Below are 24902 nucleotides of genomic sequence, written 5' to 3'. Positions count from 1 at the left end.
CCAGCCTCCTATTTGATCCAGCAATGATAACTGGTATTAGACATAATGGTTCTTTTTGCTTGTAACAAATCCTGTTGATTTTTGAAACTGATTTGCAGTATCCCTAAAATATCTTCTCGCGTCTCTTGGATCTTCAAATTGATCAAAGAAACTCCCGCTTTTCCAATCAGTCCAGTTACTTCTGCAATCACGCCAGGCTCATCTGGTACATCGATAAATAAATCAAAAAAGGCAGGAATCGCGCCTTGCTTATGGATAGGCAACTGGTCTCGACTTTCTTTTGCCCGATTGAAAAAAGAAAAGATTTCCGATTGGTTCTCAGTCATGATCCATTCTGCTATTTGTGTCATTTCTTGTTGCCAATCTGCCAATCGTTCCAATAATATCTGCTTATTGCTCAACAAAATATCTGTCCACATGACAGGATCCGAGGAAGCGATCCTAGTGATATCTCGAAAGCCTCCTGCTGCCAGTTGTTTGGCTCGCGGATATTCTTGATTGAATTGTTCTGCCTGGTTGACTAAACCAGCTGCCAGAATATGTGGAAAATGACTTAGCATTCCTGTTATACGGTCATGTTCTCCTGCTGTAAGAGTCACATATTTTGCTTTGGTTCCGCAAAATAGTTCTTGCAGTTTTTCAACATCTTTTTTCGTCTTTTCCAAAGGTGTAAAGATGTAATAGGCATTTTCAAATAGTTTAGCATCTGCTGCCTGTATACCTGATTTATGAGAACCAGCCATTGGATGTCCACCGACAAACCGAAGATTTTTCTGCTCAGCGGATGTCACGACTTGCTGCTTCGTACTGCTGACATCCGTAATGATGACGTGATCAGACAAGTTGATTCTTTCAAGGACATCAAGATAAGCTAAGGTTGTACGGACGGGAACGGCTAATAAGATAACGTCTGCTTGTTCTGCACCTGTTTCAAAATCATTTGCAACGTAATCAACGATCTGCTGTTCTACTGCTTGCTCACGGGTTTTTGACTGACTATCCCAACCAACTACTATCAGTTCTGGATTGGTCTGACGAATACAAAGTGCCATAGAAGCACCAATCAGTCCAAGCCCCACGATAAAAACATGTTGTGCCATCTTATTTGCCCCCTTTTTAGTAATGTTTCAAGTAGTCACGGTACTCCTTCACTGCAGCTTTCAACTCAACAAGCGAATCACTTGGGAACTTTGACAATAGCTCTGTCGCTACTACAGTGGCTACAACATTTTCCGCAACGACGCTAGCTGCAGGAACTGCTGTACTATCCGAACGTTCTACACTTGCTTTGTAAGGTGCTTTTGTATCGATATCAACACTTTGAAGTGGCTTGTACAATGTAGGGATGGGTTTCATGACCCCGCGGATAATAAGTGGTTCGCCATTGGTCATCCCGCCTTCGAAGCCGCCTAGATTATTGCTACGTCGGAAGTAGCCTCGTTCTTCTTCCCATAAGATCTCATCCATCACTTCTGATCCTGGTAATGAACCAGCAGTGAATCCGACCCCAAATTCTACTCCTTTAAAGGCATTGATACTAACCACAGCTTGCGCGATTTTGGCATCTAGCTTCGTGTCCCATTGTACATAGCTTCCTAATCCAGCTGGAACGCCTCCAACGAGCACTTCTACAATTCCTCCGATCGTGTCTCCATTTTTCTTTGTCTGATCGATCAGTTCTTTTATTCTTTGCTCGACTGCTGAATCAACAACCCGTACTTCTGATGCTTCAGAAATTTCTTTGATTTCTTGAATGGAGATATTTTCAGGTATTTCTGCTTGGATTCCACCAAGACAAATCACGTGTCCTGCTACGGTGATGTCAAGTTCTTCCAGAATTTTCTTGGCAATTGCGCCGATTGCTACACGCATGGTCGTCTCTCTTGCAGAGGACCGTTCAAGCACATTTCGAAGATCTCGATGATGGTATTTCATACCGCCTACCAAATCCGCGTGACCCGGACGCGGACGTGCAACTCGCCGCAGTGATTGGTCTTTTTCAGGCACTTCTGCTACAGACATGACAGTTGCCCAATTTTTCCAATCTTTATTTTCTACCACTAAAGTGACAGGTGAACCAATTGTTTTGCCGTGACGGATGCCAGACGTGATCCGAACACGGTCTTTTTCGATCTTCATCCTTCCTCCTCTGCCGTAACCAGCTTGTCTGCGAGCGAGTTCGTGATTAATTTCTTCTTCTGACAGAGGTAACCCTGCTGGTAGTCCTTCAATAATCGCTGTTAATTCTGGTCCATGGGATTCTCCCGCAGTCATATAACGCATCTTACAGTCCTCCTAAGTAATCTTTGAATGTCTCTGTGGGAACAGGTACGATTTTTGCTTGCCCAATCTTTTCTAGTAAGATGATATTCAATTGGCTTCCTCTTGCTTTCTTATCATGGGTTATCGCGTGGAATAATTCCTCTGAATGACTTAGATCGTAAGTAATCGGCAGGTGGAATTTTTGGAGTATCCTTTCTAATGCAGCTGTCGATCCAGTTGGAGACAAGCCGATTTTTTCTGCATGAGAAGTGATGGCTACCATTCCAATAGCTACTCCTTCTCCATGACTGACTACCCCATATCCTGCTGTATTTTCAATTGCATGGCCAATTGTATGACCAAAATTTAAAATAAGTCGATTTCCTTGGTCAAAGACATCTTCTTCCACTACTTTTCGCTTGATTTTCAACGTAGCAGTGATGATTGGAACAGCATGCTCTAGAAGATCTTTTTCGTCTTTAAGCTCATTCAGTTGTTGCCAAAGCATTGCATCTGCTATAGCTGCTGATTTGATGATTTCAGCGATTCCTTCTCGTAAACGACGTACCGGTAAAGTTTTTAGAACCTCAGGATCAATCAATACGCCAGCTGGCTGGCTAAATGTTCCGACAAGGTTCTTCGCTTTGTTTGTATTGACTGCTGTCTTCCCGCCGATACTAGAATCTACTTGTGCAAGTAGCGTAGTCGGAAGTTGAACGAAATGGATCCCACGCATGAATGTCGAGGCCACGAATGCGGCTAGATCACCCACCATTCCTCCACCAAGTGCAAGTATTCCATCGCTGCGGGTAAAATCATTATCTGCCAAAAAATCGTATAACTCAGCTGCTTGTTCCAAAGATTTACTGGTCTCACCCGCCGGTACGATTGAAAGGACTGGTTCAAAATCAGCTTGTCTCAATTGGAACATGATTTTTTCCGCATACAGTGGAGCAACGTTGGTATCAGTGATCACAGCTACTTTTTGAGGCTTCCAAATCGTTTGAAGCCATGATCCAGCCTGTTCTAGTGCACCTTCTTCAATATGAATATCGTATTTCTGGTTATCAACATGTACAGTAAGCATTCGTTTCACTTCTTTCTTTTAAAAAGCTGGCATTAATCGAGTGTTTGAATCTTTTCCATTGCTTCTTTCATGATCGTCACTTCTTTCATCATGCGTGAGTAAGTCTTTTCATTCAACGATTGGGGACCGTCTGACCAAGCATTTGCAGGATCAGGATGGATCTCTACGATCATGCCGTCTGCTCCGCTTGCCACACCCGCACGGGCCATTGGCGGTACAAGATCCCAAATACCTGTACCATGACTTGGATCAACGATCACAGGGAAATGAGTTAATTTTTTCATCAATGGGACAGCACTTAAATCAAACGTATTACGTGTAGCTGTCTCGTAAGTCCGAATCCCACGTTCGATAAAAATGACAGGAGATTTGTCTTCAACTGCAATGTATTCTGCAGCATTAAGCCATTCATTGATCGTACCAGAAATCCCACGTTTCAATCCAACAGGTTTACCTGTTTTACCGACAGCAGATAGCAGTTTGAAATTTTGCATATTCCGTGCACCAATCTGTAGGATATCGCTGTACTCAGCCACCATGTCGATATGTCCTTCATCCATCACTTCAGTAATCACTTTCATTCCAAATTCATCAGCCGCTTGACGGATGTATTTCAATCCTTCTTCTTCTAAACCTTGGAAAGCATATGGAGAAGTACGTGGTTTGAAGGCACCACCTCGCAGAATTTTTGCGCCCCCGGCTTTGGCCATTCGCGCACATTCTCTGATTTGGTCTAATCCTTCGATAGAACAAGGACCAGCCATCGTCACGAAACTGCCGTCACCAATTTTTACTCCGTCTACATCCACGACTGTATTGCCAGGATGGAATTCTCGAGAAGTCAATTTGTATGTGTTTAAAATACGCACAGCATTTTCTACTCCTTCGTAGCGTGTAAATGCTCCTTCTTGTAAACTTCGCGTATCACCTTTTAGTCCAATCACTACTCGTTCTGTTCCTTGATCGATTGAGACTTTGAATCCTTCTTTTTCGATATGATCGACGACTTTTTTTACTTGTTCTTCCGTTGCTTCTTTTTTCATAATTACTATCATTGTTTTTCCCGCTTTCTTTTGTTTACTTATCTATCTTGGCTGATTTTCTCTACTTTTTCAAGGTGGTTTTACATAAATCCCTACTAAACGACCGTGTCCTGTTGTTCTCATTTTCGCTCCTTCTTTCCTACTTATGACTCGGATAATCAACAAAAAAAGATGTCCCTGTAGGAAATTGCCTCTACAGTGAACATCTTCAACGAGCCTTAAAAAGCGCTGCAAAAATATAAAATAGCCACTATAGATGAATTTCTCTACGTGGCTGTAAGTCGTGTTTAAAAATCTTTAGCCATCATAGATACAAACTTGGTTTGTTTGTACCCACGAAGTCATGAATACAAACCTATCTAAAATAGCTAAAGTAATACGTATTCAGTTTTGTAAGTTTTCTAGATTTCATAAAAAATCGCTCCAAACTGATGTAAGAATTGTACCTAGTATAGACATAAAAAAATCGACTGTCAATCATTTTTGTGAAACTTTTTTTAATTTTCTGATAGTTAACTTTGGTTTTCAGAAAAATAACAATTGGTTTTATTGAAGAAAACAGTCATGAACAAAAGAATCTGAGAACTTTTTTGCTCTCTTGTTCATGACATATAGAATAAAGCAGCTTTGTCTTGTACACTCCGTTTTTCAAATAATAATCTAAAGATCGCTACTGGATAATAAAACTGATTTCATGGTCCTCTTCGCCGCTGATGCGGTAAGGTGACTCAACATCCGCTCCCCAGCTATTGATACCCCCGACTCCTCTTACTTTTGCAAAAATCGTAAGAACCGTTCGTCTTTCTGGCGGTAGTTCTTCTATATGTGTCGCCTGTTCCAGTTCTTCTGCTTTGAATGGTAAAGCGGAAAAAGCAAATGGCGTATCCTGCTGTTCAAATCGCAACGAAAAGTCTTCTTGATCTTTGTCCGTATTATCCAATGTTTCATTTCTTGTCAGTTCTAGCCATTTCGTTTCCATATGCATACCGCATTCTTGGGGAACAAGGTATGGAGGAATGGGGAGTCCTTCCACTTTATAAATACCTTCGATACCACCAGCCAACCGATCCGGATATGTTTCCCCTGATAAACCTTCATACTCAAAGAATTTTGCTTTTGTTGGCATAATGAACCTTATACCCAATGCTGGTAATTCCGGCAACCCTTTTTGTCCATCATAATGCATCTTAACAAGCATTTTACCCTCTCCAGCGATTTGGTAGGAAATTGTCACTTGTGTTTTTGGTACTGTGTTGATTTCCAGTGTAAAAATGATTTCAACCGTTCCAGCGTTTTCATTACTTGAATATTGATTATTTACTGGGGCAATCGGCAAATCGATCTTTTTATTGTCCACCAGTACTTCTATTTCTTTGACTTTTGGATACAATCCGGCTCCTAACCACATACCAGATTTAAATCCAAATCCGCTACCTCTGTCATTATCGGTCGTTGCCCGCCAAAAAACTGGAAGTGTTTCCCGGTATAGCCATTCTTTTCCGTTTTTATTGAGTGATTCCAGTCCGCCTCTTGTATAAGAAAAAATATAATGCGTATTTCCCGATTTGACACCTAATGTACAGTCGCCGAAGACGATTGCAACTTTTTCCGTCTCCATATGACTTTTATTTACTGTATTTTTCATAATAATATCTTACCTCCTGCATGGCGGGTTTTTCTTGTCCATCTGCAAAAACGATCCCATTCCCTGAGAATTCATAGTCACTTGGTTTATCGTCAAAGTCACCGCCATAGCGCATCACTTCTCGACCAGTGATTGGATCAGTCACTTGGATCGCCTGATCTTTAAAATCCCATATATAGCCTCCTTGGTACATTTCATAACGATCAAGCAACGTCATGTAAGAATCCATTCCACCTAATGAATTCCCCATGTCATGCATGTATTCACATAAGATGAACGGTTTTTCCGCTTTATTTTCTAGGTAGTCAATGATCTCTTCTGGTGGCGCATACATGCAGCTTTTTACATCTGAAATCGAATCTTCGAATGCTGGATTTGGAAAATTCCCTTCATAATGGACGAGTCGATCCGGGTCTACTTTTTTGAAGTAATCGTTCATTTGTCGAATGTTTTCTTCCGCATAGGATTCATTTCCAAGAGACCAAAAAAGAATGCTTGGATGGTTTTTTAATGTTTCGAAATTCGTTTTTGCCCGATCAAGAACAGCAGCCTGCCACTGAGGTACTGCACCTGGCACGTTGTAAGAAGGCTCAAATGCGCCCATTTTTTGCCATGAGCCGTGGGATTCGAGGTTCGTTTCCGCCATCACATGGATTCCTGCTTGGTCGCATAAATAATACCAAGTGATCTGGTTGGGGTAATGAGATGTCCGTACGCCGTTGATCTTTGCATTTTTTATGATAGCCAAATCTTTTTCCATATCTTCTATAGTGATGGCGCGTCCTTTTTTTGGATGCCACTCATGTCGATTTACCCCGTTGATGATCATCCGTTTTCCATTGAAGTAGATGATTTTATCTTTGATTTCGATTTTACGAAAACCGAAAGAATAGTCAATATACTCCGTTACTCTTTTTTCTTCGTCTATCGTCTCCAATTCAAGCTTATATAAATTGGGCTGAAAATGCCCCCACAGTGCCACGTTTTCAAATCCATCGATCCGAATCGTCATTTGCTCTTTTAACGGATATTGCTGTTGATAGATTTCCTTCCCCTCAGGATCTAGTATCGCTACATTCAACTGACTGTTTTTGGCTACTTGCTCAAAAGACAAATCTATTTCAAGTTTGCCATTTTGACAGTTGTCATCTAATCGAGGTTTGATCCAAAGATCTTCTAAATGGTTTTGTCCTCGAGCAACTAAATAGACATCTCTGAAGATCCCAAAAAATCGGAAAAAGTCCTGATCTTCCAAGAATGCAGCTGTACTTCTTTTGTAAACCTCCACAGCTAGAATATTTTCTTCTTCCAAATAAGGTGTTAAATCAAATTCAGACGGACTGAACGAATCTTCGGCATACCCGATAAAATGACCATTCAACCAAAGGAACATTGCTTGTTCTACACCAGCAAAATGAATCGAGATTTGTTTTCCCTTTAGACCTTCTTCTAATCGAAAAGTCGTCAAATACGAACCCACCGGATTGTCTTTAGCAGTTGAAAAGATTCCTTCCGCCTCTTTCTCAGGGCTTGTCGTGAAAGGGGGACGGCGAAATACATGTCCCTCCCACGGATACATCGTATTGATGTAATGGATCTTGTCATAATTTGCTAATTCAATATGACTAGGAACAGTGATTTCATCAAAAGAACAGGCATCAAAATCTTTTTTATAAAATGTTTTTGGACGTACCGAAGGATTTGGCGAATAACAAAAACGCCATGTTCCATTTAAAGACTGTTTAAGGGAGGATGTGGTTTCTACTTCTTCCCTTGTTGCATAGCAAACATGATCACTATGCGCATTTGATTGGTTCACTCTAAAAACTTGTGGATCATCTAACCATTTTATATTTGCTTTCATACTTTTTTCCTTCTCTCATAACTTTTTGAAATGAAGCATCTCTGTTTGGAAATCACCTTGAAAATCAGGGAAGTAAAGTCCGACTGTCATCAATTCGGCCCCCGAAAATATCCGCTTCGAGGTCTGTTCCTGATAAAGTGCCTCATCATCTAACCCCATCAGATATACTTCATGGAACACTGGTTGAGCTGAAGCTAGTATCCTCCCTAAAAACACAATAGCTTCATCTTGTTTAGGAGACACAAACATCCATGCGGCAATATTTTCTTCAAAAGGACTCGCCAAACGATAATAATGGCCGTATTGGATCACCGGACGAATCGTTTGATAGGATATAATTTGGTCTTTGACTTGCTTTTTTTCTTCAGGAGACAGCTTTGTCAAATCCAGTTCATAACCAAAAACAGCGCTCATAGCTGTTTCTCCTCTTGTTTTCAACGAAGTAGATCTGCCAGTCTGATGATTTGGTACAGCTGATACATGAGCCGTGATGGACGAAATCGGATAAGCAAGACTTGTTCCATATTGGATTTTCATACGCTCCACTGCATCCGTGTTATCACTTGTCCATGACTGCGGCATATAATAAATAAAACCAGCATCAAACCGCCCACCTCCACCAGAACAGCCTTCCCATAAGATTTCCGGATAATCAGCTGTCAAATGTTCGAGTAGTTCATAAAGCCCGAGCATATAACGATGCGCTACTTCTCCTTGTCTCTGTGGGTCAAGGGTAATCGAATAGACATCTGAAAGCGAACGGTTCATATCCCATTTGATGTAGTCAAGAGGAATCGTGTCTAAAATCTTTCTCATTTGTTTTTCAATCGTCTGCCGAACATCTAACCTTGTAAAATCCAGTACATGTTGTGATCTGGAAGCAGAAGGCATTCTACCTGGCTCCTGCATAAGAAAATCAGGATGTGTTCGATTCAGTTCAGAATCAATTGAGATCATTTCTGGTTCAAACCATAAACCAAATTTCAATCCTTTGCTATGAGCATAATCTGCTATTTCACGTAATCCATTTGTCAACTTGCCTTCATACTCGAACCAGTCTCCTAATGAAGAATTGTCCGCATCTCTTTTTCCAAACCAGCCATCATCTAATACGAACATTTCGATGCCTAGCTCCTTTGCTTCATCAATGATCGCCTTGATTTTTTCACTATTGAAGTCAAAGTAAGTGGCTTCCCAGTTATTGACAAGAATCGGCCGTTCAGCAAATTGATGACGACCTCTTGCGATTCTTTCACGTAGCAACTCATGGTGGATCTGACTCATTTTGTTCAATCCCTGACTTGAGTAAGAAAGGATCATTTCAGGTGTTTGAAAAGACTGATTTGCATTCAATTCCCACGAAAAACGATGGCTGTTGATCCCACCGACGACTCTCAATTGATTGATCTGATCTTTTTCAAGTTCGAAAGAATGGTTGCCGGAATAAACAAATTGAAGTCCAATCGCTTCTCCAGTATTTTCTGTCGTATGATGATGAACTAAAGCAATAAAGTTATTCATATGGTGACTGCTCGTTCCTCGACGGCTTTCAAATACTTTTGTTCCAGATAAAAGAGATTGCCGTGAAATCTGTCTTTCATTGACATGTGCTCCTGGCAAAGCAATGACTTCATCAAATCGCCTAGTATGGGCAAAGTCTAGCTGGAAACTAGCTACTTTTTCTAGTTTGATTGTTTCTCCGGTTTCATTTCTTATCTTTACAGATCGTGTAATCACTGCTCTATCACTAAATATGGTATAGAACAAATCGAAATAAATCGCTGTTTCTCTATCCTTGAGTGAAATCACCAACGTTTGCGCCTCTGACTTGTCTAGCACATAAGTTTGAGGCAAGCCTTCGATCTCTGGCTTCCCATCTGTAATATAATGGCTGTCATATCTCAGATCCAGTAAGTCTGACCCATTCTTGCGCTGAATAATCGATGCGGGTGTTCGAAAGTCCATGCTGCCATGAGAAGAGTATTCTTGCGGTAGTGTATCTTTCGACAGAGACCGGTCAGGATTTAAGGGAACATTTCCTGAAAATCCACGATCTCTTCGGGGATAATTTTTATTGTCTTTGTACTGCTTGACTGGTTTGCCAAAATAAATATGCGCCAATACATTGCTCTCTTCTATCTTTATCAGATAAGAAAGAAATGTATTTCGTAAATGGAAGACTCGGCTCTTTTCATCAAATAAGATGAAATTTTTTTCTGTTTTTCTATGCGTAATATCCATCATTTCACTCCCATCAAAACGGAAACCGTTTACTTTTTTTATAATTCCTGTATACTGTTTACTAAACAATTTTGTCAATAGAAATTTTTTATTTTTTTGAGGAGTGTGTAAAAATGGTTGGAATTAGAGATGTCGCACGAAAGGCAAATGTCTCCCCTGCTACAGTTTCCCGCGTGTTGAATAACGATCAGACGATCCATGTGGCTCAGGCTACTCGGCAACGGATAGTAGAGGCAGCTGCTGCGTTGGATTATGATATCAGTACTCGAAAATATATCAAAAAGAGAATGCCTTCGATTGGTGTGATCTCTACGATCGGCAAAGCGAGCGAAGAACAGGATATCTATTACAAACATTTGCGAGTAGGGATGGAAGAAGAGGCTCGACGTCTGCATTTAGGGATGAATCGAATCTATAATCTATCTGATAATCCTAAACAATGGGAAGATCTAGATCAGTTAGGTGCGGTGATCATTGTTGGGACTGTTACGAAAGAATCGATTACCGCCTTGTTAAAACAAAACATGCAAATAGTCGTCGTGGATAACCCTGACATCCAGCAAGAGGTCGATATGGTGTACGCAGATCTTGAACGGATGACTAAAACCGTACTGGAATTGTTCTTAGAAAATGGCCATAAAAGAATAGCCTATATCGGGGGATATAAAGTCGATATGGATGAATTCGGTGGGAAGCAGATTTCTATAAACGAAAAGAGGATGCGTGCCTATCAGCATTTTATGATCGATCATCACTTAGAAAAATATATGTCTTATCGTCTAGGTGGTTGGACAGAAAAACAAGGTGAGGTACTTGCGACTGATTTATTAGAAAATGAGTCCCCTCTTCCTACCGCCATTCTTGTCGGGAGCGATCCAATGGCAATCGGTGTCTATCGGGCATTGAAACAAAAAAATATCCAAATTGGTGAAGAGATTGTTGTAGCAAGCTTTGATAATATCGAGACAATCGCAAACCTCTCCCCTGGCTTGACCAGTGTTCAAATCAATGCGAAATCAATTGGCCAAGCAGCTGTTCGAATGGCATTGGAGCGAATTGACGGTATACGAGACGAACCAATCATTTTGACTTATCCTGCGCGATTGATTGTTCGGGAAAGTTTTATCCCAAGAACAAAAAGGTATTGAAAGAGAGGTTGTGAAAAGCCGCTTCGTTTCTTCATACTCAAAACTAAACGGCTTTTTCACAACCTCTTACTTATACTTATTCACAAAATCCAATGTCTGCTGGTAACAATTTTGCGATTCTTTTAGCGTGTAATCAAATTGGTATTCATGGGTAATCTCTTTTTTTGTATCTGTATAAAACAAGGATTGCACGGGTACCTTTAATTCTGTCAACCGATTTTCTAATGCTTGACCTTGCTCCTGGAATGAGTATGCATTTCCGTCAGTTATATACGTTGGCGGAAATTCCTTAGAAACATGGTCAGCCACACTAGCTTCTTTCAGTTGCTCGCTCGTTTTCCAATCTTTTGTTCCAATCAACGACCATGCAACAGTTTTGACGAAGAACTTCATAAATCGATCATCCGAATGTTGCTGTGCTGTTAGCTTCAAATCAACGGGTCCGCAATAAGAAATGGTTCCTTTCAAACTATCTTTTGGAAGCACCTGTTTGATTTTCATTTGTTTGGCATATGCCTCGTTTGTTTGTAGAGCTGCATATTGCAAAGCGATTTGTGCACCTGCACTATCTCCGCCAAAAAATAGTTGCTCCATGTCTAGCAGTTTGTCGTCTTTTTCTTCAGCTAATAAATCTTTGACCAGCTCATTCACTTGAAGAACTTGATTAGGGTATTCTGAATCAGGCGCTAATTCATAATTCATCGCAACCACTGCGATGTTGGCGTCTGATACTAATTTTGTCGCAAATTCCTTGACACCTGATTTATCTCCGCCGACGAACCCTCCACCATGTACCCAAAACAGAACAGGCACAGGTCCCTTGCTGTTTTTTGGATAGTAGATATCATACGTATTCTCTTTATAGTTGGACTCATACGTCAAATCTGTTTTTTTCGCCACGTTTTTTTCTGCTTGATTGAACGTTTTCTGATCGGTGATTTGTACAGTATTTGAAAACATATGGTTGATCAAGAATGCTCCGGGTCTGGGGGAAAGCTGGAAGGCAAGAAAGATTGCAAACACGATCCCGAGAATGATCCCGAAGAACCATCCGATAAATTTAAGAATTTTCTTTTTCATAAGTCTCCCTCAGTAATTAATATTAAGCATTCTGATTATACCATAGTGTTCTTTCCTAGCAAGCTCTCCTGCATGATTTAATTGTTCCCCCAAACTTCTTCTGCAATGCTTTTGACAAAAGCAATCTTTTCCCATTGTTCTTCTTCAGACAAAATATTTCCTTCTTCTGTTGAAGCAAATCCGCATTGAGGACTTAAGCACAAACGATCTAAAGGCAGATATCGTGTCGCTTCGTAGATCCGGTCAATCACTTGCTGGCGCTCTTCCAGTTCACCACTTTTCGTTGTGATCAAGCCTAATACAACTAATTTATCTTCGGAAACTTTCGCTAAAGGTGCAAAACTCCCAGCACGTTCACTATCGTATTCTAAATAATAGGCACGGACATTTTCTTGACTAAATAATGGATCTGCTACGTCGTCATAACCGCCCGATGCTGCCCAAGTAGAATGATAATTCCCGCGACAGACATGTGTATTGAGTGTTAAATCATCTGGCTGGTCAGCTAAGACTGCATTGTTGATCGTTAAATAAAGATTTGCTAGCTCCCGACGAACTTCTTTTTCATCTTTTCCCTCATCCACCGCAAACCCTTTAGGAAGTGGTGCAACTAATACTCCCCATGTACAATCATCTAGCTGGATCGTCCGCGCACCTGCTTCATATAAGTCGTCGATCACTTGACGATAAGCTGCGATGATATCTTTAATTAATGTTTGATTGTCTTCATAGACTTTTCGAACATGGGGTAATATATCCGGACGAAGTAGTTCCACTAAAATTTGAGCTGGAGCAGGAATTGTCTGTTTCACTTCGATGCCTTGACTTGTATGAGCCTGAGTGAATTTAAAATGTTCGACGAAAGGATGGTTCGTACCAGAAATTTTCCCCGTCACAATCACTGTACCAGGACGTGTCTCTTCTCCATGAAAGAAATAACCATGTTCAGGCACATAAAATTCCACGCCATTCAACCCATAAAAGAAGTCCAAGTGCCACCAGCTGCGACGGAACTCTCCATCAGTAACAGCTTTCAAACCAGCTCCTTCTTGTTTTTTTATCAATTCGATGATCGTTTCATCTTCAACTTTTCGAAGTTCTTCTTGTGTGATTTTCCCATCAGCAAAACGAGTCCTTGCCTCTTTCAGCTTTTCAGGACGTAAAAAGCTCCCGACGATGTCATAGCGAAATGGTGATGTTGTTCGAATTGTCATAAAAAATCTCCTCCAATAATCATGTTTTAACAAAGCGTAAGAAGCTTTTCGAAAAAAGAAAAAAGTACCCGCCTCTTTTGCCGTTGAACGACAAAAGGGACGAATACTTCGTGTTACCACCCTTATTTGCATTATTCTCACAAATAATGCCTCATCGGTACAGATTGTATACCCGGCGAGTTATCGGTCGCTTTACCGTTTAGATTGCGTGAACAATCAAAAAAACTCAGAGCTCATCTTCACTGACCAAACAATCCTTGCTCTCACCTACCAAGGTCTCTGTACTTATTTCCTATCAGTTACTCTTCTCTTCAACGCTTCATTATTTGCTAATTAATATCCCACTTTTGTTTCATTTTGTCAATCTTTTTTTAATGAAAAACCGAGTAGTTCTCTCTCTTATTTCATTTTCATCCATTCAATCACACTTATCCTAAACACTTCTTTCCTATTTTTTCATTTCCATCCATGCATGATAATATTCAATTCTGATATTGTTTTCGTCCGTATTCGTCAATAGATATTGTCCGATCACTTCTCCTGTTTTCCACCCTTTTTCATGCATTGTTTCTCTGACTTCTAAGATATTATTACGTTCCGCATGGTTCATCTCAGATTTCAACAAAAACCGGCGATAAATAGTCGTATCTTTTTTCTTCCAAATCACATCTTGGGAAAATAAATGTATCTCACTGGGATCGATAAAAAAGCCGTACATCGTTTGCGAACTGGAAGCTGGCATACTCATCATTCCAAAACTCGAATAGTTCGGTAGAAATTGTTTTATTTCCACAATATCCTCAAATTCCGTTGAAATCATACAGTCAAAAGGGATCTCTTCTATAGGAAATTCTTCCTCGTTTGTATCGATCATCAATTTCAACTGTTTTTTCTGCGCCCTTATCTCTTTCTGTTTTTGTTTCATTATCAATAGCTCTTTATGGATTCTTTTTTCTGTTTCATCAAGTGTCTCATATAACTCCGTCAATGTTTTACCATATAAATTCTTCATCTGCTTGATCGGTATATCTAATTTTCTATAAAAAACGATATCATAAAGCATAAAAATATCGTCGATATCAAACAAGCGGTAATCATTCTCTTCCTGTCTGCTTGACCGAATCAGACCCTGTTCATCCCAATAGCGAATCGTTGATTTTGGCAAATCGAACAGTTCCGATACTTGGCCGATCGTGTACATTTTTTTCATTTTTTCTCACCTCTTTTCCAGTTTATTCTTTTTCCTATTGACCTTCAAGCTACTTGAAGGTATAGAATCGAAAAGTATCAGGAAAAAGGAGGAATAATATGACTATCTTAAAAAAATTCTTACAGCAAAACAAAGGACTCGCTCTCCTTACCTTTGTGATGATCTGTTTACAAATCGCCGGTACATTAGGTGTACCAAAATTAGTAGCCAAACTGATCGACACAGGTATAGCAAGTGGCGAAGCCTCTGTTATCAAGAAAATCGGCGTTGAAATGCTACTTGTAGCATTTCTAGGAACGATCGCTGCAGTTGCCTCTAGTTACTTTTCAGCATTGGCATCCGCTCGGTTTGGGTTCCAGACACGGGAGAAATATTTCCGTAAATTCCAACAACTGTCAATGAAGGATATCAGCCGTTTCAGTTCTGGATCTCTTTTGACAAGAATGACGAATGATGTCGATAATGTCCAGCAAATGATTGTTTTATTTTGCCAAATGATTTTACCAGCACCAGTTATTTGCTTTTTCACCATCCTCATGATGTTTCGTTATTCTCTATTGCTTACATGGGTTACATTACTCTCTGTTGTTTTTTACGTATGGATCGTTTACCGACTGATGAAACGAGGAACGCCTTTATCTTTAAGTATCCAACCAAAAATGGATCGGATCACCATCACATTGAGAGAATTCTTTACGGGGATCAATATGATCCGTGCCTTTGATAATCAGTCATATGAAGAAAAGCGAACGAATCAGACCTTTGCAGATTATGCTAGTCAAATGATCAAAGTGAACCGAATCTTTGCTTGGGTCACTCCAATTGCTTTTTTACTCATGGGAATCGTTTATGCTTCTATTTTGTGGTTTGGCGGAAATCTTGTGGCAGACGGCACGTTACAGATCGGTGTCGTGACCGCGGTAGTGGAATACTCTATGCTGACACTTGCTTATTTGATGATTGCAGCCATGGTACTGGTCATTATCCCTAAATCATTCGCCTCTTTACGACGGATAGAAGAAATACTCGAAGCAGAGATCGAAATTAAAGAAGAGACGATCCAAACAGTTGCTAAACCATCCTTTGATCAGACAAATGCAGCTGCTTTTGAACATGTCACATTCAAATATACTGAAACTTCTGATCCAGTTCTAGAAGATATTGATTTTACAATACCTAAAGGAAAAACAACGGCGATCGTTGGCGGGACCGGATCTGGAAAAAGTAGTTTAGCAAAACTTCTCTTGAGACTAAGTGATCCTACGGTAGGAAAAGTGACCCTTGGTGGTATCCCTCTTACTCAAATGACGCAGGAACAGATCCGCTCACACATCAGTTATGTCCCTCAAAAAGCCTTCTTATTCAGCGGTACGATCTTAAGCAACTTGCAGATGGGAAATGAACATGCTTTACCAGAAGAATTGGCTAAAGCGATCAAGATCGCCCAATTAGAAGAACTAGTGGACACTCTTCCTGATGGATTAGATAGCTTTGTTGCTCAAGGTGGTTCTAATTATTCTGGCGGACAGAAACAGCGGATATGCATTGCTCGAGCATTGATCAAACCAGCAGAAATCTATGTATTCGATGATAGTTTTTCCGCTTTAGACTATAAAACAGACGCAGCATTAAGGGCAGCACTCCATAAACACATGTCGGAGAAAACTCTCGTGATTGTTGCTCAACGGCTCAGTACGATCCAACAAGCAGATAACATCATTGTTTTAGATGAAGGAAAAATCGTAGGACAAGGTACTCATGAAGAACTATTGTCTAATTGTCAAACATATCAGGAATTTGCCAAATCACAAGGAATATAGAAAGAAGGGATTCGATGGAAAAGAAAAAAACGTTAAACACACGCGCTTTGATACGTTTTTGGAAAATGATCAAACCTGAACATAAATATTTTTACGGATTGTTTCTATGCAGTTTATTGGGCAACCTATTAGTTGTAGCCATGCCCCTGATCATGGGAATCGGGATTGATGATTTGTTGTCGCAAATAAGAAAAACAGGTATTGGACAGCTTACTTTCAGTGATATCAAACAAGCATTGTTGTTCCCTGTCTTATTGCTGATTGGCTGTTCAGTCCTAAGCAGTGTTGCTTCATTTATCCAAGAACGTACAATGGCAGCATTAAGCGAAAAGATCACATTGAGGGTGCGAAAAGAAATCACAAAAAAATTCAAAACGTTACCGATGTCGTTTTTTGATAATCATCAAGTCGGCGACATCATCAGTCGGACGACTACCGGACTCAATCAGCTTTCTCAAGTGTTATTGACAGGTATCAATCAATTTTTCACTTCTGTCGTAACAATAGCTGCTGCTGGTCTAATGCTGTTTTATATCGAAAGCAAGCTCACTTTGCTTGTCTTATTGCTGATCGTTGGAAGTTCAATTATTACAACTAAAATTGCGAATAAAAACAAACAGATTTCTGAACAAAACCAATATGAACTAGGTGTCTTGAATAATCGGATGGAAGAAATCTTAGCTGGTAATCTAGTGGTCAAAACATTCAATCAGCAAGCTCATGCAGAAGCTTCCATACATGAAGTAAACAAAAAACAATACAATGCTTTTAAACGTGCTCAATTTATGAACTTTGCCATCTATCCGGCAATCCGATTCATCAATCAACTCGCCTTCATCATAAGTGCGGTATTCGGTGCTATACTCGTTCTTTCTGGCGGTGTGACGATTGGCTTCTTACAAGCTTACCTTCAGTACATCAATCAGATCTCTGAACCAATTTCCACTGCTTCTTATGTGATCAACTCGATTCAATCCGCAATGGCTGCAATCGAAAGGATCTTTGAGATATTAGATGAAACAGATGAAATTCCGGACCTACCAGAAGCAAAACTTTTGGAAGAACCGAAAGGAAAAATAGCTTTCAAAAATGTACAATTTGGTTACACATCGGATAATATATTGATGAATCAAGTTGATTTTTCAGTAAAACCAAAACAAACTGTGGCGATCGTTGGACCAACTGGTGCAGGAAAAACGACTTTAGTTAATCTGCTGATGCGTTTTTATGAACTGAATAAAGGAAAGATCGAATTTGACGGCCGCGATATTACCAAGCTTTCGCGTGGAGAACTACGCCGTTCTTTTGGGATGGTCTTACAAAATACCTGGCTGTTTGAAGGAACAGTGGCCGATAATATTGCCTATGGGAAAATGGATGCCACGAGAGAACAAATTATCGAAGCGGCTGAAATCGCACAATGTGATCACTTTATTCGAACACTGCCAGAGGGATATGATACAATCATCTCTAGCGAAAATGGTACGTTATCTCAAGGGCAGCAACAATTATTAACAATTGCACGGGTCATTCTGGCAAATCCCCCTGTCGTTATTTTAGATGAAGCAACTTCTAGTGTAGATACACGAACAGAAGCATTGATCCAGCAAGCAATGGAGGCTGTGACAAAAGATAGGACAAGTTTTGTCATTGCCCACCGTTTGTCAACGATTGAAAATGCAGATATGATCCTTGTAATGAAAAACGGCGATATCGTCGAAAAAGGAACGCATTCTGAATTACTCCAAGCACCAACGCTTTATGCTAGCCTTTATAATAGTCAATTTCAGGTAGCATAGCCAAAAGAGCGTGGGACAAAAGTAAAGAACACTTTTGTCTCACGCTCTAAACACGTATAAACGGCGGAAGCAGAAGCAACTCCTTCGGAAATAAGCTGAAATTAACAAAAATTTGAAAAGCAATTTTCGTGAATTCCTTCTTATTTCTTGGAGTTAAACGCTTCTGTCCCAGCCTCTTTATCTCATTACCGGTTGAACACCAAAAATGTTAAAATATCTGAATACAATCAGCTAAATATTTTGGAATGGCCTCGTATGTAGCTTTCCAGTTAGCAGGAGTAATTCTGATGGATTTCATGAGTTTTTCTAACTTAGCTTTTCTAAATGCAGCTACGTTTCTTGTTTCTTTTGTCATCGTGACTTTTTTAAACCCTCATTTTCAACGACTTTTTCACGAACAGCCGATTGAATTACCAAAAAATGTGGAGTATAGCGGCATTTTATTCACTCTTTCTTTATCTTTTTTAGGTTATATCATTTTCAAGAATATAAAACAAAGTGTATGAGGATTTAAATAGCGAAAGGATGAGGAATGATCATCAAAATCATCGTTCCCCATCCTTTTTTAACCATATTACTTATTAAAGATCTTAGGGCCTTTTCTCATGTTTTTACGATCATTCTTAGGTGTTTCCATTTGTTTGGATCGGCCTCCACCTTGTTTCTTTTTGATCAATTCTTTCATTTTTTCTTTTTGGTCCATTTTTATTCTCCTTTAACGAATGAAGCGACTAATTCGATATGATGGGTTTGTGGGAAAAGATCTACAGGCTGAACTTTCTTCACGGCATAACCTGCTTCTGCAAATAACTTAGCATCTCTTGCAAAAGTTGCCGGATTGCATGAGATATAGACGATTCGTTCTGGTGACATTTCGATTGCTGATTCAATAAAATGATGATCTAATCCTTTTCGTGGAGGGTCAACTACGATCACAGATGGTTTGATCCCTTTTTCTTGCCATTTTTTCATGACTTTTTCTGCTTTTCCGACTTCATAATGAACATTTTCGATTTTATTATTTAAAGCATTGAACTGTGCATCTTCAATTGCTTCTGGAATAACTTCCATCCCATACACCTTATCCACTCTGTCTGCTAAAGACAAGCCAATCGTACCTATTCCTGAATAAGCGTCGATCACAATGTCTTTTTTATCTAACTCGGCAAACTCGATGGCTGTTTGGTACAGATACTCTGCTTGTTGAGTATTTACTTGATAAAATGACTTTGCTGAGATTCGATAGGTTTTTCCTAATAGCTGATCTTCGATATAATCTCTGCCATATAAAACTTTTTCTTTGTCTCCTAAAATCACATTTGTTTTTTCTTCATTGATATTTTGGATGACCGAAACCACTTCTGGCAATTCTTCATGAATGGCTTCAGCAATTTCCTTGGATTTAAAGAATTTTTCTTTACGAGTAACTAAAACGACCATCATTTCATGGGAATAATGACCACGACGGATAATGATGTGACGAAGCTGTCCTTCATTTTTTTCTTCATTATATCCTCGTACTTGGAACCGTTGCAAGATATCTCTGACTACTTTGATTGCTTGATCGATGACAGGATCTTGGATATAAAAATCTTCGATAGGGACTAGATCATGGCTATTCTTTTTGTAAAAACCGGTGGCTAACTGTCCATCGATACGGCGAACAGGGATCTGTGCTTTATTACGGTAGCCGAATGGTTCTGCCATTCCGACAGTTGGAAGTACAGGAACTTCTGGCATCTTAGCAATCTTCGCCATTACATGCTCTACTTGTTTTTGTTTGAAAACAAGCTGTTGTTCATACTTCAAATGGGCTAAAGGTGCGATACCTGTGCGAAGTAGTGCATTGTTTTCTACAGGCTGGCGATCAGGAGATTGTGTAATAAATGTTTCGACTTTCCCATATCCAAACTTATTGCCCGCTTTCACTACTAGTATTTCTACTTCTTCTCCAGGAAGTGCATTTTCGATAAATAATGGATAACCATCGATTTTTGCTACTCCCATTCCTTCATAACTCAAGTCGACGATTTCGACTGTATATCGTTCGTTTTTCTTTACTATTTGCTGTTCTGTCATATTTTGCTCCTTTAAGCCTATTTTTCAATCCTACTGAACTCTACTATAAATCAGTTAATTACACAACTAAAACCGGCACTGACCTTACTACGTTCAGCACCGGCTTTTGATTAATTCTTTTGATTAGGTGTTTCGTCTGCTATTTTTCCGTCACCGTCGATATCTTCATCCGTTAAACGTTCGACTTCTTTTACAAATTCTTTGCTGACAACCTCTAATTCTTCTTCATCTGTGCCTGTGATTGCTTCATCAGGAATCTGATCGGTATTGGCAAAGAACTCAATGTGTTGATGAAGATTTTGGAAATGCATCGGTGCTTCCCCGCCATATTCACCATCTAAGTTGATCATTACTGGTCGATTGATATCATCTTCTGTTTCGACGAACAAACTGCTTGTTTTGGTATAGATTACTCTTGGATCATCGACATGTCGACCGCCATTCAGCATGAGTGCCGCAATATGCAAAATCTCAAAGATATTTGCTGTCTTCACAATGATCAAAGAAAATTTGCCATCATCCAATTTGGCATCTGGCGCGATCTGTTCGAATCCTCCAACAGAGTTCGTCAGCCCTAGGAAAAACATCGAAGCATTTCCGATATATTCCCCTTCATCATACTTCAAGCGCATTTTGATTGGCTTTACTCGAGGCAGCATCTCTGCTCCTTTTGCAAGGTAGGCAAGATAACCAAAAATACTCTTTAGTTCTGATGGAACCTCATAAGTCAATTCTGTCAAATAGCCGCCTGCAGCGATATTGATGAAGTAACTGTTATCAGAAAGACCGATGTCCATTTTTACGGTTTGGTGTTTTTTTATTACTTCTGCTGCTGCTTTAATATTATCTCTAGGAATTTTTAATGCTCGAGCATAGTCGTTCGTCGTACCGGCTGGGATAATGGCCATTTTAGGACGGTGTTCAAGCGGAGCGATCCCATTGACCACTTCGTTGATCGTTCCGTCGCCCCCAGCTGCCACTACTAGATCAAAACCTAGTTCTGCAACTCTGCGTGCTTCATTCTTGGCTGAATCAGGTTCTGGTGTAGTGGCATAGGCGCTGGCTTCAAATCCTGCTTCTTCTAATGCCTGTAGGATATCCGCCAAATTTTTTTTCAATAATTCTTTTCCCGAGGTAGGGTTATAAATTACGCGTGCTTTTTTCATTTTCAGCCTCTAGCGTTTCGCTAATTCATCTTTAAGCAGCTTGTTCACGACACCAGGATTTGCTTGCCCTTTAGTTGCTTTCATGATTTGACCGACTAGGAAGCCAACCGCACGATCTTTTCCATTTTTGAAATCATCGACAGATTGTTGATTGTTATCCAAGATTTCATTAATGATTGGAAGAAGTTTGCTAGGATCAGATAATTGTACCCAACCATTTTTCTCAACAACTTCTTGCGCTTCTCCGCCATTTGTGATCAATTCACGGAAGACTTTTTTGGCGATTTTTGAGCTGATCGTTCCATCGGCGATCAAACGAATCATTCCTGCTAAGTTCTCAGGTGTCAATTTTGTCTCAGCTAATTCCAGTTTCTCACTGTTCAAGTAAGCAGAAACTTCACCCATCAACCAGTTAGATGCTTGCTTGGCATCTGCACCATTTTCCAAAACAGCTTCAAAGAAATCAGACATTTCTTTTGTAAGTGTCAATACCATCGCGTCATACTCCGGAAGACCAAATTCACGGATATAGCGTTCGCGACGAGAAGCTGGCATCTCAGGTAAACTAGCTTTTACTTTTTGAATCCATTCGTCATCGATCACGAATTTCGGAATATCAGGCTCTGGGAAGTAACGATAATCACTAGAACCCTCTTTCACACGCATCAAAACTGTTTTATTCGTTGTTTCGTCAAAACGGCGTGTTTCTTGTTGGATTTCTCCTCCTGAAAGAAGAACTTTTGCTTGACGTTTTTCTTCAAAAGCTAAACCTTTTTTCACGAAAGATAAAGAGTTCAAGTTTTTCAATTCTGCTTTCGTACCGAATTCTTCTTGTCCATAAGGGCGTAGAGAAATATTCGCATCACAACGCATAGACCCTTCTTCCATTTTCACATCGCTGACTTCTGTAAATTGGATGATTGAACGTAATGCTTCTAGATAAGCGTATGCTTCTTCTGGTGAACGCATATCAGCTTCAGAAACGATTTCGATCAAAGGCGTGCCTTGTCGGTTCAAATCAACGTAAGAATAGCCGCCGATACCATGCATGTTTTTCCCAGCATCTTCTTCTAAATGGACCCGTTCGATCCGGATTTTTTTCTTCTTGCCTTCTACTTCGATTTCGATCCATCCGTCATGACCGATTGGTTGATCAAATTGGGAAATTTGATATGCTTTCGGATTATCTGGGTAAAAGTAATTTTTCCGGTCAAAATGAGTATCTTTAGAGATTTCGCAGTTTAATGCCAAAGCTGCTTTCATCCCGAATTCCAGCGCAGCTTTGTTCATTACTGGCAGCACGCCTGGATAACCCCAGTCGATCACGTTTGTATTGCTGTTTGGTTCTGCACCAAAATGAGCTGGCGCTGGAGAGAAAATTTTTGAGTTGGTTTTCAATTCGACGTGGACTTCTAGTCCAATGACTGTTTCAAAATTCATTCGTCTTTCCCTCCTAAAATAGCTGGTTGTTGTGTGTGGAATTCTGTTGCTTGTTCAAACGCATATGCCGCTTGATACATCGTTTTTTCATCAAAATAATTACCGATGATCTGCAATCCAACTGGTAATCCTTCTGACAATCCTGCCGGTACAGACATACCTGGAAGTCCAGCCAAGTTGACAGGGATCGTTAAGATGTCACTCATGTACATCGTGATTGGATCGTTGATGTTCTCACCGATTCCGAATGCCACTGTTGGTGAAGATGGTCCGATGATCAAGTCATAATCTGCAAAGACTTTTTCAAAATCTCGTTTGATCAATGTACGGACTTGTCCTGCTTTTTTGAAGTAAGCGTCATAATAACCCGCACTTAATGAGAATGTACCTAACATGATACGGCGTTTTACTTCTTCACCGAATCCTTCTGAACGTGAGTTGACATATACATCATCCAATGATTTCACGTTTTCAGAGCGATAACCATAGCGGATACCATCGAAACGTTGCAAGTTGGAACTTGCTTCTGATGAGGCAATGATATAATAAACAGCCACACCGTATTTTGAATGAGGTAAGCTGACTTCTTCCACAACAGCACCTAATGAACGGAATGTTTCTGCTGCTTTCAATACAGCTTCTTTTACGCCAGGGGCCACACCTTCGCCTAAGTATTCTTTAGGTAAAGCAATCTTCATTCCTTTGATGTCACCGGTCAGTCCCTCTGCAAAGTCAGGAACTGAAACGCCTGAAGAAGTACCGTCTTTTTCGTCATAACCACTGATAGCTGTCAATGCTAATGCGTTATCTTTCACCGTACGGGTCATTGGTCCGATTTGGTCAAGAGATGAAGCAAAGGCAATCAAGCCAAAACGTGAGACACGGCCATAAGTAGGTTTCATTCCTACAGTGCCGTTGAAAGCTGCTGGTTGGCGGATACTTCCCCCCGTATCACTACCTAAAGAAACTGGGATTTGTCCAGCTGCTACTGCTGCTGCAGAACCACCGGAAGAGCCACCAGGTACTTTTGTTTGGTCCCAAGCATTTTTTGTTTTCTTGAAATAAGAAGTTTCTGTACTTCCGCCCATAGCAAATTCATCCATGTTTAGTTTACCAACAGGGATCATATCTGCTTGATAGATTTTATCCATGACCGTTGCATCATAAATTGGTTCAAAATTGTAAAGAATCTTAGATGCAGCGGTTGTCAAGATATCTTTTGTTACGATATTATCCTTGATCCCAATCGGAATTCCAGCAAGGATATTGCTTTCATCAATCCCTTTTTCATCTAAAGCTTTTGCCTGTTCCAATGCTTTTTCTTCATTCAATGTGATGAATGCTTCGATCTCAGGCTCTGTTTCTTTGATTCGTTCAAATGTTGCTTTTGTCAAATCTTGTACAGTGATTTCTTTCGATACAAGCATATGATGCAGTTCTTCTAGAGAACGATTGTGTAATTTTGTCATTATGCGCCAGCCTCCCCATTATCGATGATTGCGGGTACTTTGATAAAGCCGTCTTCTGTTTCCGGCACATTTTTCAATAATTCATCACGGTTCCATCCAGCTTGCGCCCGATCTTGTCGCATCACGTTTACTGTTTCGACAACATTCGACGTAAATGGAACACCTTCCGTATCTACTTCTTCCAGCATTTCCACCATATCGATGATTTTACCTAATTGGTCGGTAAAACTTGCAAGTTCTTCATCTGCGAACGCAAGTTTTGCTAATTTGGCAACGTGTTTCACTTGTTCTTCACTAATCGCCATACTACCCCTTCTTTCTAAACGAGTTAAAAA

General features: G+C 40.1%; 20 protein-coding genes and 1 other annotated feature. Of the genes, 4 read left to right on the top strand and 16 right to left on the bottom strand.

What is annotated here, in order from left to right:
- Nucleotides 1-8: 8 nt before the first annotated feature.
- The 7 genes from IGJ53_RS06505 to IGJ53_RS06475 all read right to left on the bottom strand — a co-directional run bounded on the left by IGJ53_RS06505 (nt 9) and on the right by IGJ53_RS06475 (nt 10142).
- Entirely contained in the window at nt 9-1100 is a 1092-nt protein-coding gene (locus tag IGJ53_RS06505; RefSeq protein WP_002292024.1) for a prephenate dehydrogenase, read from the bottom strand.
- 16 nt (nt 1101-1116) lie between these two features.
- Complete coding sequence (aroC, locus tag IGJ53_RS06500; RefSeq protein ID WP_438749878.1) at nt 1117-2283, bottom strand: chorismate synthase; 1167 nt, start codon at nt 2281-2283, stop codon at nt 1117-1119.
- A gap of 1 nt (nt 2284) precedes the next feature.
- The gene (gene aroB / locus IGJ53_RS06495; RefSeq protein ID WP_002316320.1) at nt 2285-3349 is read right to left on the bottom strand and encodes a 3-dehydroquinate synthase; all 1065 of its coding nucleotides are present in this window, start codon (nt 3347-3349) and stop codon (nt 2285-2287) included.
- Between the two features lie 32 nt (nt 3350-3381).
- A complete protein-coding gene (aroF, locus tag IGJ53_RS06490) occupies nt 3382-4404 on the bottom strand; it encodes a 3-deoxy-7-phosphoheptulonate synthase (protein ID WP_002313693.1) in 1023 nt (340 codons plus the stop codon).
- Between the two features lie 658 nt (nt 4405-5062).
- Nucleotides 5063-6037 (bottom strand): beta-galactosidase small subunit, encoded by a 975-nt coding sequence (locus IGJ53_RS06485; RefSeq protein ID WP_438749876.1) that lies wholly within the window; start codon nt 6035-6037, stop codon nt 5063-5065.
- Nucleotides 6018-7901, bottom strand: coding sequence for a glycoside hydrolase family 2 TIM barrel-domain containing protein (locus tag IGJ53_RS06480; protein WP_010732467.1), 1884 nt, complete (start codon nt 7899-7901; stop codon nt 6018-6020). Before IGJ53_RS06480 ends, IGJ53_RS06485 begins: the two co-directional genes overlap by 20 nt.
- 15 nt (nt 7902-7916) lie before the next feature.
- On the bottom strand, nt 7917-10142 hold the full coding sequence (locus IGJ53_RS06475; RefSeq protein WP_010732466.1) for an alpha-galactosidase: 2226 nt from the start codon (nt 10140-10142) through the stop codon (nt 7917-7919).
- Between the two features lie 113 nt (nt 10143-10255).
- Here IGJ53_RS06475 and IGJ53_RS06470 point away from each other — a divergent pair, with 113 nt between their 5' ends.
- A complete protein-coding gene (locus tag IGJ53_RS06470; RefSeq protein ID WP_259742069.1) occupies nt 10256-11290 on the top strand; it encodes a LacI family DNA-binding transcriptional regulator in 1035 nt (344 codons plus the stop codon).
- A gap of 66 nt (nt 11291-11356) precedes the next feature.
- Here IGJ53_RS06470 and IGJ53_RS06465 read toward each other — a convergent pair whose 3' ends face one another.
- The 3 genes from IGJ53_RS06465 to IGJ53_RS06455 form a co-directional block, all read right to left on the bottom strand.
- Nucleotides 11357-12370, bottom strand: a complete 1014-nt coding sequence (locus IGJ53_RS06465) for an alpha/beta hydrolase (protein ID WP_010732464.1) — start codon at nt 12368-12370, stop codon at nt 11357-11359.
- A gap of 77 nt (nt 12371-12447) precedes the next feature.
- Nucleotides 12448-13584 (bottom strand): 5-methyltetrahydropteroyltriglutamate--homocysteine S-methyltransferase, encoded by a 1137-nt coding sequence (locus tag IGJ53_RS06460; RefSeq protein WP_010732463.1) that lies wholly within the window; start codon nt 13582-13584, stop codon nt 12448-12450.
- 92 nt (nt 13585-13676) lie between these two features.
- Nucleotides 13677-13908, bottom strand: a binding site (T-box leader).
- Nucleotides 13909-14032: 124 nt separating this feature from the next.
- Entirely contained in the window at nt 14033-14794 is a 762-nt protein-coding gene (locus IGJ53_RS06455; RefSeq protein WP_438749872.1) for a MerR family transcriptional regulator, read from the bottom strand.
- 98 nt (nt 14795-14892) lie between these two features.
- Here IGJ53_RS06455 and IGJ53_RS06450 point away from each other — a divergent pair, with 98 nt between their 5' ends.
- From IGJ53_RS06450 to IGJ53_RS06440, 3 genes are all read left to right on the top strand, one after another.
- The gene (locus IGJ53_RS06450; RefSeq protein ID WP_259742067.1) at nt 14893-16614 is read left to right on the top strand and encodes an ABC transporter ATP-binding protein; all 1722 of its coding nucleotides are present in this window, start codon (nt 14893-14895) and stop codon (nt 16612-16614) included.
- 14 nt (nt 16615-16628) lie between these two features.
- Entirely contained in the window at nt 16629-18413 is a 1785-nt protein-coding gene (locus tag IGJ53_RS06445) for an ABC transporter ATP-binding protein (RefSeq protein ID WP_259742066.1), read from the top strand.
- Nucleotides 18414-18700: 287 nt separating this feature from the next.
- Nucleotides 18701-18919: a hypothetical protein gene (locus tag IGJ53_RS06440; protein ID WP_259741601.1), complete on the top strand. Its 219-nt coding sequence runs from the start codon at nt 18701-18703 to the stop codon at nt 18917-18919.
- A gap of 68 nt (nt 18920-18987) precedes the next feature.
- Here IGJ53_RS06440 and IGJ53_RS06435 read toward each other — a convergent pair whose 3' ends face one another.
- From IGJ53_RS06435 to gatC, 6 genes are all read right to left on the bottom strand, one after another.
- Nucleotides 18988-19116 (bottom strand): 30S ribosomal protein S9, encoded by a 129-nt coding sequence (locus tag IGJ53_RS06435; protein WP_002295229.1) that lies wholly within the window; start codon nt 19114-19116, stop codon nt 18988-18990.
- Nucleotides 19117-19118: 2 nt separating this feature from the next.
- Nucleotides 19119-20492, bottom strand: coding sequence for a 23S rRNA (uracil(1939)-C(5))-methyltransferase RlmD (rlmD, locus tag IGJ53_RS06430; protein ID WP_002314856.1), 1374 nt, complete (start codon nt 20490-20492; stop codon nt 19119-19121).
- A 110-nt stretch (nt 20493-20602) separates the two neighbouring features.
- Nucleotides 20603-21658 carry a diacylglycerol kinase gene (locus tag IGJ53_RS06425; protein ID WP_002295235.1) on the bottom strand — a complete coding sequence of 352 codons (1056 nt, stop codon included), beginning with the start codon at nt 21656-21658 and terminating at the stop codon, nt 20603-20605.
- Nucleotides 21659-21667: 9 nt separating this feature from the next.
- Nucleotides 21668-23098 (bottom strand): Asp-tRNA(Asn)/Glu-tRNA(Gln) amidotransferase subunit GatB, encoded by a 1431-nt coding sequence (gatB, locus tag IGJ53_RS06420; RefSeq protein WP_002297526.1) that lies wholly within the window; start codon nt 23096-23098, stop codon nt 21668-21670.
- The gene (gene gatA / locus IGJ53_RS06415; protein ID WP_438749868.1) at nt 23095-24567 is read right to left on the bottom strand and encodes an Asp-tRNA(Asn)/Glu-tRNA(Gln) amidotransferase subunit GatA; all 1473 of its coding nucleotides are present in this window, start codon (nt 24565-24567) and stop codon (nt 23095-23097) included. The genes gatB and gatA overlap by 4 nt, the downstream gene beginning before the upstream one ends.
- Nucleotides 24567-24872 (bottom strand): Asp-tRNA(Asn)/Glu-tRNA(Gln) amidotransferase subunit GatC, encoded by a 306-nt coding sequence (gene gatC / locus IGJ53_RS06410; protein ID WP_002288477.1) that lies wholly within the window; start codon nt 24870-24872, stop codon nt 24567-24569. Before gatC ends, gatA begins: the two co-directional genes overlap by 1 nt.
- Nucleotides 24873-24902 lie beyond the last annotated feature (30 nt).

This window comes from Enterococcus sp. DIV1283b, from assembly GCF_051710965.1.
Classification (GTDB): Bacteria; Bacillota; Bacilli; order Lactobacillales; family Enterococcaceae; genus Enterococcus_B; species Enterococcus_B lactis.
The sequence above is the reverse complement of the archived record's forward strand: the minus strand, read 5'-3'. Positions and strand labels throughout refer to the sequence as shown.